11 protein-coding genes are annotated in these 13,596 nt (G+C 60.8%); 7 read left to right on the forward strand and 4 right to left on the reverse strand.

Translation table 11 applies throughout. The features are described from left to right. Nucleotides 1–39: 39 nt before the first annotated feature. Both ACM6J5_RS08635 and ACM6J5_RS08640 read left to right on the forward strand, forming a co-directional pair. Complete coding sequence (locus tag ACM6J5_RS08635; protein WP_095942544.1) at nucleotides 40–666, forward strand: response regulator transcription factor; 627 nt, start codon at nucleotides 40–42, stop codon at nucleotides 664–666. Further along, on the forward strand, nucleotides 667–3,894 hold the full coding sequence (locus ACM6J5_RS08640; RefSeq protein ID WP_414928199.1) for a transporter substrate-binding domain-containing protein: 3,228 nt from the start codon (nucleotides 667–669) through the stop codon (nucleotides 3,892–3,894). A 3-nt stretch (nucleotides 3,895–3,897) separates the two neighbouring features. Here the strand turns inward: ACM6J5_RS08640 and dkgB are convergent, their stop codons facing one another. Continuing rightward, nucleotides 3,898–4,701 carry a 2,5-didehydrogluconate reductase DkgB gene (gene dkgB, locus ACM6J5_RS08645; RefSeq protein ID WP_150674007.1) on the reverse strand — a complete coding sequence of 268 codons (804 nt, stop codon included), beginning with the start codon at nucleotides 4,699–4,701 and terminating at the stop codon, nucleotides 3,898–3,900. 249 nt (nucleotides 4,702–4,950) lie between these two features. Further along, nucleotides 4,951–5,859: a LysR family transcriptional regulator gene (locus ACM6J5_RS08650; protein ID WP_095942547.1), complete on the reverse strand. Its 909-nt coding sequence runs from the start codon at nucleotides 5,857–5,859 to the stop codon at nucleotides 4,951–4,953. 104 nt (nucleotides 5,860–5,963) lie between these two features. On the opposite strand from ACM6J5_RS08650, the gene ACM6J5_RS08655 reads away from it, so the two are divergent. The 5 genes from ACM6J5_RS08655 to ACM6J5_RS08675 all read left to right on the forward strand — a co-directional run bounded on the left by ACM6J5_RS08655 (nucleotide 5,964) and on the right by ACM6J5_RS08675 (nucleotide 10,622). After that, on the forward strand, nucleotides 5,964–6,830 hold the full coding sequence (locus tag ACM6J5_RS08655) for a pirin family protein (protein WP_414928200.1): 867 nt from the start codon (nucleotides 5,964–5,966) through the stop codon (nucleotides 6,828–6,830). A gap of 93 nt (nucleotides 6,831–6,923) precedes the next feature. Further along, complete coding sequence (locus ACM6J5_RS08660) at nucleotides 6,924–7,607, forward strand: isochorismatase family protein (protein ID WP_150674005.1); 684 nt, start codon at nucleotides 6,924–6,926, stop codon at nucleotides 7,605–7,607. A gap of 56 nt (nucleotides 7,608–7,663) precedes the next feature. Next, complete coding sequence (ycaC, locus tag ACM6J5_RS08665) at nucleotides 7,664–8,290, forward strand: isochorismate family cysteine hydrolase YcaC (protein ID WP_095942550.1); 627 nt, start codon at nucleotides 7,664–7,666, stop codon at nucleotides 8,288–8,290. A gap of 211 nt (nucleotides 8,291–8,501) precedes the next feature. Then, nucleotides 8,502–9,944: a mechanosensitive ion channel family protein gene (locus ACM6J5_RS08670; RefSeq protein WP_095942551.1), complete on the forward strand. Its 1,443-nt coding sequence runs from the start codon at nucleotides 8,502–8,504 to the stop codon at nucleotides 9,942–9,944. A 237-nt stretch (nucleotides 9,945–10,181) separates the two neighbouring features. Continuing rightward, on the forward strand, nucleotides 10,182–10,622 hold the full coding sequence (locus tag ACM6J5_RS08675; protein WP_095942552.1) for a carboxymuconolactone decarboxylase family protein: 441 nt from the start codon (nucleotides 10,182–10,184) through the stop codon (nucleotides 10,620–10,622). A 12-nt stretch (nucleotides 10,623–10,634) separates the two neighbouring features. Here ACM6J5_RS08675 and ACM6J5_RS08680 read toward each other — a convergent pair whose 3' ends face one another. Together ACM6J5_RS08680 and ACM6J5_RS08685 are read right to left on the reverse strand one after the other, a co-directional pair. Next, nucleotides 10,635–12,227 carry a DHA2 family efflux MFS transporter permease subunit gene (locus tag ACM6J5_RS08680; RefSeq protein ID WP_414928201.1) on the reverse strand — a complete coding sequence of 531 codons (1,593 nt, stop codon included), beginning with the start codon at nucleotides 12,225–12,227 and terminating at the stop codon, nucleotides 10,635–10,637. After that, a complete protein-coding gene (locus ACM6J5_RS08685) occupies nucleotides 12,224–13,345 on the reverse strand; it encodes an HlyD family secretion protein (RefSeq protein ID WP_414928202.1) in 1,122 nt (373 codons plus the stop codon). The genes ACM6J5_RS08680 and ACM6J5_RS08685 overlap by 4 nt, the downstream gene beginning before the upstream one ends. Nucleotides 13,346–13,596 lie beyond the last annotated feature (251 nt).

A 13,596-nucleotide genomic window follows, 5' to 3' on the forward strand; every position in this document is an offset into this window, starting at 1 on the left:
ATTTTTTGCCCGATCGTGTTGTTTTGCACGGGAGTTGTCATGAAGTCAGCACTGATTGTGGAAGATCATCCGGTGGTTCGCTCCATGATCCAACTCGTACTCAAGGGCGAAGGGTTCAAGCAGGTTTACGAGGCCTCCCGTGGCGATGAGGTCCTGGCGTTGATCCGGGAGCATCGACCGGATGTCGTGCTGCTTGATCTGGGTCTTCCCGGTGTGGCGGGGCTTGAGGTGATGGACCGTATCAAGGCCGAAAACACGCGATGTCGCGTGGTGGTGTTCACTTCACTGGAGGCCCAGTTCTATCAGGACCGCTGCATGCGTGCCGGGGCTGTTGCCTATGTTTCCAAGAGCAAGGACCTGGATGATCTGAAGGCGGCGGTGAATTCCGTTATGGCCGGCTATACCTATTTCGCCCAGATCTCCTCGAGCTCTGTGTCGATGGGGGAGTTGCAACGCAGCGAAAAGCAGTTGATCGAAAAGCTCTCCAATCGTGAGTTGACCATTTTGCAGTACCTGGCCCGGGGTTCGAAAAACCTGGAAATCGCCGAGATCATGCACCTGAGCTACAAGACCGTCAGTACCTACAAGACCCGACTCACCCTCAAGCTCAACGTGAGCTCGTCGGTGCACTTGAGGGATTTCGCCCTGCGCAATCATCTGATCTGAATGAACGCACTCCGACGACTGGCAGGTGGGGTGCTGATCGGCCTTTTTCTCTGGGCATCGACGGTCTGTGCACAACAGTCGTTGACCCTATTGGGGCGCTCGAGCGTCGAAGGCCTGAGCGTCAGGTTGTCGCAAACCGAGTCGCGCTGGCTACAGAAAAAGGGCCGATTGGTGCTGGCTGTCTCGGCGCCGGACTATCCCCCCTTCGAGTTCAATACGGCGGGCAAGGTATTCGAAGGCGTGACCGCCGATTACGCCGGATTGCTCGAACAATTGTTGAACGTCGCCATCGAGGTCCGACGTTATCCGTCCCGGGCCGATGCGGTGCGGGCCATCAAGGAGGGGCAGGCAGACCTGCTGGGAACGGCCAATCGATTTGAAGCCGAAGATCCACAGCTGCAGATGTCCAGCGCCTATGCGGTCGATCAACCGGTGCTGGTCACCCGCACCGATTTCCCTCCGGTGCTCGACCCGACACTGGCCGGCAAGCGGCTGGTGATGCTGTATCACTACTTGCCCGAATACAGCGTGCAACAGTTCTATTCCAGGGCGCAGGTCCAGTTGTTTCCCTCGACATTGGCGGCGATGGGCGCCGTAGCGTTCGGCCAGGCCGATGTCTACCTGGGTGATGCGATCAATGCCCATTACCTGATCAGCAAAAATTACCTGAACAACGTGCAACTGACGGACTTCTCGCCCATGGAATCCGGGCGTTTTGCCTTTGCGATGGCCCGCGACAACGATTCGCTGTTGCCCATCGTCAACAAGGCGCTGGCGGCCATCACCACCAATGAACAAATGAACATCCTGCGCCGCTGGGGGGCCAACGGGGTGTCTTTCCCGGGCACTCAGTCATTGCAATTGAGCGTGGCCGAACAGCACTGGCTCGAACGGCACCCGCGGGTGAAGGTCGCAATCAACGAAAATATCCCGCCGATTTCATTTGTCGACAGCGAAGGCAAGTTCCGCGGTATTGGCGTCGATGTGCTGACGAAAATCAGTTTGCGCACCGGCTTGCAATTCGACATCCGGGGCATGAAGTCGGTGGCCGAGATGATGACCGCCATCAAAAGCGGGCAAATCGATGTCCTGGCGGGTATCGGCCTCAGCTCCCAGCGTGAAGATGAATTGCTGTTCACCCGCGCGTTTCTGAGCAGCCCTTCGGTGCTGGTGACCCGCGTGGACACGGACAGCCCCAGGACGCTGGATGACATGGCGGGAAGGACGTTGGCGCTGACCCAGGGCAACATTGTCGGCGAGTACCTTCGCCAGCATTACCCGCAGATCCAGCTGGTGGATGCGCCCCTGTCGACGGACGCCATGGAAATGGTCGACCAGGGCGAGACTCAGGGCGGCATCAACTCCCTGATCAGCGCCCGTTACCTGATTTCCCGGCAGTATCGCGATCGCCTGCAAGTGACCAGCACCGTGGGCACCGACCCTGCACGAAGCACCCTGGCGACCAGCCGCGAGGCCACCGAGCTGCATTCGATCCTGGACAAGGCGCTGTTGAGCATCCCCCCCGAAGAAATTGACGAGCTGACCCAGCCCTGGCGCTTTGACGCAATGGTCGAGCAGAGCTATTGGCTACGACACCGGCAGGCGATCGTGCAGGCATTTGCGCTGGCGGGTGTCTTGCTGTTGCTCGCGTTGGCCGGGATTGTGTGGCAGCGCCGACAGATTCGCCAGCGTCAGCAATTGCTCGGGCAATTGCAGGAAGCCAAGGACGCGGCGGACGATGCCAACCGGGCCAAGACCACGTTCCTGGCCACCATGAGCCATGAAATCCGCACGCCGATGAACGCGCTGATCGGCATGCTCGAACTGGCACTGAAACGGGCCGATGAAGGGGAGACCGACCGCGCCGCCATCGAGGTGGCGTCCAACGCCGGGCAACAATTGCTGGATTTGATCGGCGACATTCTGGACGTCGCCCGGATCGAATCCGGGCATTTGTCGCTGGCGCCGGAGCGGGTCAATCTGCAAGCGCTGGTGACGTCGGTCTGCCGGGTTTTCGAAGGGCTGGCGGTGCAGAAGAATCTGCAGTGGCGGGTCGAACTCGACGAACACAGTGACTGTGACGTGATGCTCGATCCCACGCGCTTCAAACAAGTGCTGTCCAATCTGCTGAGCAACGCGATCAAGTTCACCCGTGAAGGCCAGGTGAGCCTGACACTGCGGGTGCGGCCTCAAGCCCCGGCGCACCTCTCCGTCAGCGTACAGATCGAGGACAGCGGCATCGGCATCAGCGCGCTCGACCAGCAACGTCTGTTCAGCCCGTTCGTGCAGGCGGGTAACAGTCAGCAGAGCGCCCGGCAAGGTTCCGGCCTGGGCCTGGTGATCAGTCGTACCCTGTGCGAAATGATGGGCGGCCGGTTGCACCTCGACAGTGAGCTTGGGCGCGGCACGCGGGTGGATATCAGCCTGGTGCTGCCCGCGCTGCAAGCATTGCCAGCGGGGGGGATGCCCCAGGATCCGGCGCAACTCACGACCCGGGCGTTGTCGATTCTGGTGGTCGATGATTACCCGGCCAATCGCCTGTTGCTCTCGCGGCAGCTGAGCTATCTGGGCCACAGCGTGGTGCTGGCGGAGGACGGGGCGCAGGGGCTTGAACAGTGGCGCAGGCAAGGGTTCGACCTGGTCATCACCGACTGCAACATGCCGCAGCTCAGTGGTTATGAATTGGCGGGTGCGATACGCGAGCAAGAGCGGGTGCAGGGGTTGTCGTCGACGCTGATTCTGGGTTTCACCGCCAATGCGCAGGCTGAGGAGAAGGCTCGGTGCCAGGCGGCGGGCATGGACGATTGCCTGTTCAAGCCCATTCGCCTGGTGGATTTGCAGGCGTGGCTGGCCCAGCGGTTTTCCAGCACACCCTTAACGGCTATCGATGATCCTGGCGTCGCCGAGTTCGATTTGAGCGGGCTGGAGCGCTTTGCGGATGCGGACCGTGAGCTGATCGATCAACTGTTGCACGATCTGGCGCTGAGCAACCGCGAGGATCGCGTGCATTTACTGGCCTTGCACGCCGGCGGCAATCGCCCGGGCTTGCAGGAACTGGCACACCGGATCAAGGGCGGGGCGCTGATGGTGCGCGCGCTCGCCCTGGTCGAGTGTTGCGAACAGCTGGAGCAGGCGTGCAATGACGGCCGCGCGGCAATGATCGATGGCGCCGTCGACCGGTTGCAGCAGGCCATGGCCCGTCTGGACCAGCGTCTGGAGCAGGATTGAGCCTCAATCCCAGTTCGGTGCGATGCCTTTCGGGCTGGTCAAGCGGTGGCCACGATCCAGCGTTGCGATCAGGGCCATGTCGGCCTCGCTCAAGGTCAGCTCGCGAGCCTTCAAGTTGCTTTCAAGGTTGGCCCGGCGAGTGGAAGACGGGATCACCGAGTAACCCGATTGCATGGCCCAGGCCAGGGTGACCTGCGCCGGTGTCGCTTGCAGGCATTCGGCGATCTGCTGGATGAGCGGGTCCTTGAGGACTTCACCGTAAGCCAGGGTCATGTACGAGGTGATACCGATGCCCTGGCTGCGTGCGAATTCGACGACCTCGCGGTTTTGCAGGTACGGGTGCAGCTCGACCTGGTTAGTGGCGATGTGCTCGGCACCGATGGCCGCGACTGCCTTTTTCATCAGGTCGATGGTGAAGTTGGACACGCCGATCTGCCGGGTCAGGCCTAGGCGTTTGGCTTCGAGCAGAGCGCCCATGAACTCTTCGACCGGCACCTGATCTTCCGGCGACGGCCAGTGGATCAGGGTCAGGTCCAGGTAGTCGGTCCGCAGTTTGCGCAGGCTTTCTTTCAGACTGTCGATCAAACGATCACCGGCCAGGTTGGCGACCCAGATCTTGCTGGTGATGAACAACGCCTCCCGGGCGATGCCGCTGGCGGCGATGGCTTCGCCGACGTCGGATTCGTTCTCGTAGATTTGTGCGGTATCGATCACCCGGTAGCCGAGCGCCAGGGCGGTGCTCACCGAATCGATGACCACCTGGCCTTGCAAGCGAAAGGTACCCAGGCCGAAGGCGGGAATGGACATTGATGACTCCAGAGGTTGCAGTGGGAATGGGCGGCAGTATCCGCGCCTGCATCCGTGAGAAAAACCGCTGGAGCGGCAAAGCAATGTTTACCGAAAGTCATGAATCATCGGCAGCTTGCAGCATTGATGGTGCCGGCCTCATCGCGAGCAAGCTCGCTCCCACAGGGGATTTGTGGTGCATATAGATCCAATGTAGGAGCGAGCCTGCTCGCGATAGCCATCACTCGGTCTAAACCCTTGCCCCCGACTCTAGGCAATATCACTGCGACTGAATTCCTCCCCGAGAAAGTCGATCAACGTGCGCACCGAAGGCAGCAAACCCCGACGCGAAGGGAAAATCGCATGAATCACGCCGCTTTTCGGTGCCCAGCCCGGCACCAGTTCCACCAGTTGCCCGGCAGCGATTTCATCGCGCACCACCACACTGGGCAGGTGCACGATGCCGATCCCGGCGACCGCCGCATGGCGCAAGGCCAACAGGTCATCGGTGACCATGCGCGGCGCATGCCGGATCATCGCGGTGCTGCCATCGGCCCCGAACAGTTCCCACTGATATTCGCGTTGCGCCGCGCCCCAGTGCAGGCTCGGCAAACCGCTGAGGTCGGCCGGGGAGGCCGGTGTCGACAGGCGCGATAAATAGGCCGGGCTGCCGACCACGCTCTGGGTGCTGTTGCCCAGCACCTTCATCACCATGTCGGTGTTTTCCAGCGGCGGAAAGCGTACCCGCAGCGCAATGTCGAAGCCTTCGTGAATCAGGTCGACCCGACGGTTGGTGCTCTCGATGAACAACTCCACCAGCGGGTACTTGAGCATGTAGCGGGTCAGCATCGGCCCGACCCAGGAATTGAGCAGCGCCGTCGGGCAACTGACACGCACCAGGCCCTGGGGCTCGGAGCGGTTGCGCTCGATCAGTTCGGCGGCGCTTTCCGCCTCCACGCGCATGGCCAGGCAGCGCTGGTAATAGGCCTGGCCGATTTCCGTCAACGAGCAATGCCGACTGGTGCGGTGCAGCAGGCGCACGCCGAGGCGCTCTTCGAGTTCGGCAATGCGTCGGCTGAGCTTGGACTTGGGCATGTCCAGTGCCCGGCCGGCCGCGGCGAAACCGTGATGCTCCACCACCTGGGTGAAGTAGTAGAGGGTGTTGAGGTCTTCCACCATCGTTCTCCAAATAGAACGCTAAAGCTGATTTTTGCAGTCTAGCGCAGCAAAGGTCACGGTTTTAAGCTTTGTCCATGGCTTCACTCACCTCATCAGGAGACACCATGAAAAACATCATCGGTATCTACACCAGCCCACGGACCCATTGGGTCGGCGACGGTTTTCCGGTTCGCACGCTGTTTTCCTATGACAACCTGGGCAAGCACATCAGCCCGTTCCTGTTGCTGGATCACGCCGGCCCCGCTGAATTCACCCCGACCACCGAGCGACGTGGCGTTGGTCAGCATCCGCATCGTGGCTTCGAAACCGTGACTATCGTTTACAAGGGCGAGCTGGAGCACCGGGACTCCACCGACAGTGGCGGCAAGATCGGCCCCGGCGATGTGCAATGGATGACCGCTGCCTCAGGGATCCTGCATGAAGAGTTCCACTCCGAAGGATTCGCCAAAAGCGGCGGCACCCTGGAGATGGTGCAACTGTGGGTCAACCTGCCGGCCAGGGACAAAATGGCCGACCCCGGCTACCAGACCATTCTCGACGGCGACATCCCGAGCATCGCCTTGCAGGACAACGCCGGCAGGCTGCGCCTGATCGCCGGTGAGTTCGACGGTCACAAGGGCCCGGCGCACACCTTCACCCCGGTCGACGTATGGGACATTCGTTTGAATGCCGGCAAGTTGCTCACCCTGGATCTGCATGAAGGGCGTAACACCGCACTGGTGGTCTTGCGCGGCACGGTTCAGGTCAATGGCCTGGAATCGGTGCGCCAGGGGCAACTGGCCCTGTTCGATCGCAAGGGCGATCAGCTGACCCTCGAAGCCAGCGAAGACGCGGTGGTGCTGTTGCTCAGCGGCGAGCCGATCGACGAGCCGATCGTCGGTCATGGGCCGTTCGTGATGAACACCGAGCAAGAAATCCACCAGGCCTTCGCCGACTTCCAGTCCGGTCGCTTCGGCCGGATGCACGCTTAATTCGCAGCGCTTTTACACCCGACTCTACACAGGATGAGTAGGCCGGTTTTCAGGCCAGGGATGGCTGTTGCCCAAAAGAAAGAGGAAACGCACATGAATACTGTCTACGCGGCCAACTTCAACGGCCAGAAACCGACCATCGACCCCAATGACAGCGCGATGCTGTTGATCGATCACCAGAGCGGACTGTTCCAGATCGTCAAGGACATGGACGTGCCCCAACTGCGCGCCAACGCCATTGCCCTGGCCAAGGCCGCGACCCTGCTGAAAATGCCGGTGATCACCACCGCTTCCGTTCCCCAGGGGCCGAACGGGCCGTTGATCCCGGAAATCCACGAGGCCGCACCCCATGCGCAATACGTGGCGCGCAAAGGTGAAATCAACGCCTGGGACAACCCGCAGTTTCACGCGGCGGTCAAAGCCACCGGCAAGAAAACCCTGGTGATCGCCGGCACGTTGACCAGCGTGTGCCTGGCGTTCCCGTCCATCGCCGCCGTGCATGAAGGCTACAAGGTGTTTGCCGTGGTCGACGCCTCCGGCAACCACTCGAAACTGGCCACTGATCTGACTGTTGCCCGTCTGGCCCAGGCCGGGGTGGTGCCGATCGACATCATGGCTACGCTATCCGAACTGCAAGGCTCGTGGAACCGTCCGGATGCCGAGCAGTGGGCGGCTGTCTATGCCCAGGCCATGCCGCATTATCAATTGCTGATCGAGAGTTACCTCAAGGCCCAGCAAGTGGCGAACGAACACGAGGCGCTGGACTCTCAGCGCTGATCGGTGACCCCACGCCGATTTCCACTCGGCATCGATAACACGCGAGGACTACTGCAATGACTACTTCCTACAAGCGTCTGGACAAGGACAACGCCGCGGTTCTGATGGTTGATCATCAGGCGGGCCTGTTGTCACTGGTGCGCGACATCGACCCGGATCGATTCAAGAACAACGTGCTGGCCCTGGCCGACCTGGCCAAGTACTTCAAACTGCCGACCATCCTCACCACCAGTTTCGAAACCGGTCCCAACGGACCGCTGGTGCCCGAGCTCAAGGCACTCTTTCCGGATGCGCCGTACATCGCTCGCCCGGGCCAGATCAACGCCTGGGACAACGAAGATTTCGTCAAGGCGATCAAGGCCACCGGCAAGAAGCAACTGATCATCGCCGGTGTGGTAACTGAAGTGTGCGTGGCGTTCCCGGCGCTTTCGGCACTGGCCGAAGGTTTTGAGGTGTTCGTGGTCACCGACGCGTCCGGCACTTTCAACGAACTGACCCGCGAATCGGCGTGGAACCGCATGACCGCTCAGGGCGCGCAACTGATGACCTGGTTCGGCCTGGCCTGTGAACTGCACCGCGACTGGCGCAACGACATCGAAGGCTTGGGCACGCTGTTCTCCAACCATATTCCGGATTACCGCAACCTGATGACCAGCTACAGCACGCTGGCCAATAGCAAGTAATCCAGCCAACACGCTTTCCCCTGTGGGAGCGAGCCTGCTCGCGATGACGGTACAACAGGCACTGATGTAGTGACTGTCAGGCCGCCATCGCGAGCAGGCTCGCTCCCACATTGGTTTTGTGGTGATTGCAGAAACCAGCCAAATCAATTGCTCCTACACTATGGCCAATCCATGCGATCTTCGCGTTATTGACCCTGGCTGGAGTTGCTTGATGCTGTCATTGCTCACCGAACACCCATTGTTTTGCGCGATGGCGCTGATCCTGATCGATCTTGGGTTGTGGTACTTGCTCAGTGCCGTTGGCAGCGCCTGGCGGCTGCTGGTGCGGGTGGTAATTTTTTCGTTGTTCAGCCTGCTGTTGTTCAACGAAGGCATGAACCCGATGGAGCCAGCGCCCTGGGCCGACAACGTACCCTTGCATCTGGCGGCCACCGGTTTGCAAATCGGCTGGTGGTTGTTCGGTGCACGGACCCTGACCGTGCTGATCGGCGCGGTGATGATGCAACGGGTCGGGCATACCGGGCGATTGCTTCAGGATCTGCTCGGTGCGGTGATTTTCCTGATCGCGATCATTGCCGCCCTGGCCTATGTGCTCGATCTGCCGGTCAAGGGCGTGCTGGCGACGTCCGGTGCGTTGGCGATCATCGTCGGCCTGGCCTTGCAAAGTACCCTCAGCGACGTGTTCTCCGGGATCGTCCTGAACACCACCAAGCCTTATCAACTGGATGACTATATTTCCATCGATGGCATGGAGGGCAAGGTGACCGACATCGACTGGCGTGCCACGCGCATGCAGACCTCTCAAGGCAGCATGGCGGTGATTCCCAATTCACTGGCGGCCAAGGCCAAGATCATCAACTTCAGTCGGCCGAGCGATATTTTCGGCATATCCATCTCTGTGGAACTGAGTCCGCATGCGCGACCGAACACCGTGATCGATGCCCTGGAGCGTGCCATGCAGGGCTGTCGCCTGCTGCTGGATAAACCAGCGCCTAACGTCGCCCTGAAAAACGCCAGCAGCGCCGGGGTGGAGTACGAAATCAGCGGGTTTGTCGCGTCGATGAGCGAGAAGCGTGAGGTGCGCAATCAACTATACGATCTGGCCTACCGGCACTTACAGGCATCCGGGATCAACTTGTTGTCGAGCGTGGAACTCGACCCGCCGGTCAACTTGACACGGCAGCGGGCGTTATTGGACAGCTCGCCGATTTTCTCCACCTTGCGTCAGGAAGAGAAAGACACCTTCAGCCAGAACATGACACTGCAAACCTTCCGTGCCGGGGAGACGATTCTGGAAGCGGGGGAGGTCAGCGATCACTTGTACATCATTGAGTCCGGCGTGGTCTCGGTGACGTTGATGCGCCACGGGGCGCCATTCGAATCAGGGCGCATGGGGCCGGGGGAAGTGATCGGCGAGGCCGGGATCCTGGCCGACAGTTCGGTGCCTGCGCAGTTCACCGCCAAGACCTTCTGTGGCCTGTATCGCATCGAAAAATCCTACCTCAAGCCATGCCTGGATGCCCGTCACGACATCAGCGATGCAATGAAAACCTTGCTCGATTACCGGCTGCTCAAAGCGAAAACCCTGACTCAGGACCTGCCGGTGGCACAGGCGAAAAAGGGCTTTTTGCAGTGGTTGCGCAATCGGGTGTGAATGGCCGCTGCGCGGTTCGTCGGATCGCCGCCCGGAGCCGGCTCGCTCCCACAGGGAAATGCGGTCAAATGTGGGAGCGAGCTTGCTCGCGATGACGGCAGTGAGCTCAGCAAAAGTGAAGAGTGAAACCCATCACACCCTCGCCAATGGCCTCCTCGACTTCTGGAAGATTGGCTATTTGTGCAGACCGGTCGTGGGACTAACGTAGTGACACACCCACTTGCCCTGGAGCATGCCATGCAATCCCGTATCGATTTCTACACCGCTTCCCCTGACGCCCTCAAAGCGATGATCGCCCTGGAAACAGCGGTGTCGAAGTTGCCGCTGGAAAAAAACCTCATCGAACTGGTCAAGCTGCGCACCTCGCAAATCAACGGCTGCGCTTTTTGCCTGGACATGCACAGCGCCGATGCCCGCAAGGGTGGTGAGTCTGAGCGTCGCCTGGCGACACTGTCGGCCTGGCGCGAAACGCCGTTCTTCACCGAGCGTGAGCGCGCCGCACTGGCCTGGACCGAATCCCTGACCCTGATCAGCCAGACCCATGCCCCGGACGAAGACTATGAGCTGGCTACCGCCCAGTTCGATGCCAAGGAATTGGTCGACCTGACTGTCGCCATCACCACCATCAATGCCTGGAACCGCCTCGCCATCGGCTTCCGCAAAATGCCCCAGGCCTGACCCGCACAAGCATCAATGCGCATCGGCACTCGGCGCGGCCGGTGGTTGCACCTTGCGCATCAGGGGCACCATCGCCGTGGCGATAATGAAGCAGACCATGATCATCAGGAACGCGTCGCCATAGGTTTGCGTCTGGGCTTCGCGGTAGGTCAACAACCATAACTGATGCAGGCTGGCGGTGACCCCGGCGTCACCGCCCTGACCGAGAGCGGCGAAGTTGTTACTGACTTGGGACAGCCATTGGTTGAGCGCCTCGTTGGTGCTGTTGAGGTTCTCCGCCAGCCGGGTGAAATGCAGGTTGGTGCGGTCGTTGAGGATGGTCGCGCAGGCGGCAATGCCGATAGCCCCGCCCAGGTTGCGCATCAGATTGAACAACCCCGACGCATGCTTGAGCCGTGCCGGCGCCAGGCCGCCGAGGGTCAAGGTCACGGTTGGCGGCACCGCCAATTGCTGGGCAATTCCTCGCAGGGCTTGCGGCAGCATCAATTCCCTGGCCCCCCAGTCATGGGTGATCGGGCTGAAATCCCACATCGATAACGCGAACAACCCAAGGCCGGTCATCATGATCCAGCGCAGGTCGATGCGGTTGGCCAGAAAGGCATACAGCGGAATCGCCATGATCTGGAACACCCCGGTGGAGAAAACCGCCAGACCAATGTCCAGCGCACCGTAGCCACGCACCCGGCCGAGGAACAACGGCGTCAGGTAAATGGTGGCGAACAGGCCGATGCCGGTGACGAACGAAAAGAAACAGCCGAGGGAAAAATTGCGGTCCTTCAAGGCGCGCAGATCGACAATCGGATTGGCCACATGCAGGGTCCGGCCGATGAACGCCAGCCCGGCCAGGCCGCTGATCCACGCGGTGGTCAGGATCGTGCGGTCGCTGAACCAGTTCCAGCGCGGGCCTTCTTCGAGGGTGTATTCCAGGCAGCCGAGGAACAGCGCCAGAAACACCATGCTCAAGTAATCCGCGCCTTTGAGCAGCGACAGTTCCGGCTGGTCGATTTTCACCAGCATCGGCACGGCCACGGCGACAAAGATGCCGGGGACCAGGTTGATGTAGAACAGCCAGTGCCAGGACGATATGTCAGTGATCCAGCCGCCGATCACCGGGCCCAGGGTCGGCGCCAATGAGGCCACCGCGCCGATGGTCGCGGCGGCGATCACCCGTTGCTTGCCGGTAAAGAACACGAAGGCCGTGGTGAACACCAGCGGGATCATCGAGCCACCCAGAAAGCCTTGCAGGGCGCGGAAGGCAATCATGCTCTGGATGTTCCAGGCCACGCCGCACAGCAGGCTGGTCAGGGTGAAACCCACCGCCGATGCGCAAAACAGCCAGCGCGTCGAAAACACCCGCGACAACCAACCGGACAGCGGGATCACGATGATTTCGGCGATCAGGTAGCTGGTTTGCACCCACGCGGTTTCGTCGGTGCCGGCGGAAAGCCCGCCGCCGATGTCACGCAACGAAGCCGAGACGATCTGGATATCCAATAGCGCAATGAACATGCCGATGCACATGCTGGCAAAGGCGAAGACCTTGGTTGTCGTCGCCATGTCCGCGGCATTGAACGGTTGCGCCGGGGCGGCGAGGGCGCGGCTCATGGCGCGCTGGCCACGGCTGGTGCTTGAGGCTCCTTGCGCGTGTCCACTTCAGCGGTCACCGACAACCCCGGACGCAAGTGGCCGAGCACACTGTCGGCCGGGTCGAGGTGGATCCGCACCGGCACCCGTTGCACGATCTTGGTGAAGTTGCCGGTGGCGTTTTCCGGTGGCAACACACTGAATTGCGAGCCGCTGGCAGGGGCGAGGCTGTCCAGATGACCGTGGAATTCCTGGCCCGACAGCACGTCGGCACGGATCACCACCCGTTGCCCCGGCACCATGCGGGCCAGTTGGTCTTCCTTGAAATTGGCATCGACCCACAGACCGCTGGCCGGCACCACCGAGAGCAATTGCGAGCCGGCCTGGGCATAGGCGCCGACCCGTGCCCGGCGATTGCCGATCACACCATCGACCGGCGCCTTCAGTTCGGTGTAGCCGACATTCAATTGCGCAAGGTCACGCTCGGCCCTGGCCTGGATCAAGGCGGCCCGGGCTTGTTGTTTCTGGGTGTCGATCACATTCAACTGGCGCTGCGCGGCCAGCAGTTCAGCCTGGGCGCGGTTGCTTTGGGCCTGGGCCGTCTTGAACGTGGTGTTGGCGCGCTGGGCGCTTTCCACCGAGACGGCGTTGGTGATCACCAGTTTTTTGTAGCGGGCATCGTCATCCCGCGAACGGGCGGTTTCGGCACCGGCGGCGTCGATGCCAGCGCGGGCCTGGCCAATGACGGCCTGTTGCAGTTGTTCGGTGGCGTCGAGGTTGGCCAGCAGGGCCTCCTGGGCGGCCACTGCGCCTTCGGCCTTGGCCAGGTTGGCGCGGTAGTCGCGCGAATCGAGACGGATCAGCACGTCGCCGGCCTTGACCTTCTGGTTGTCGGCCACCAGCACTTCGTCGATGTAACCCGCCACTTTCGGCCCGATCACCGTCACATCACCGCCGATGTAGGCGTCGTCGGTTTCCTCGATGAAACGCCCGGCAGACCACCAATGCACGCCATATACACCAGCCAGTACCAGTGCGGCGATGCCCAGTGTTGGCAACAGCAGGCGTTTAAGCTGGGGAGGTTTGGCGGCAGGCACCGGGGCAGCCAGGTCGGGTTCAGCGGTGGGCATGCTGGTCATGGAGGATTACCTGCTGGAGCGGGGGTTATTTATGATGAGTGTAATATGACGTATGTAATATTTTGAGGCAATTGGTTTTTGCTGCCGGTCGTCAGGTGATAAATGAGAGGGGGATCAGATTTTGAATACGATGAATAACTACTGTGGGAGAGGGGGATCAGATTTTGAGTTCGATGAATAACTACTGTGGGAGTGAGCCTGCTCGCGATAGCGGTGTGTCAGGCAACATCTTTGCCAACTGAACGGCCGCA

This window comes from Pseudomonas sp. IT-P74 (genome assembly GCF_949768175.1).
In the GTDB taxonomy this organism is placed as follows: domain Bacteria; phylum Pseudomonadota; class Gammaproteobacteria; order Pseudomonadales; family Pseudomonadaceae; genus Aquipseudomonas.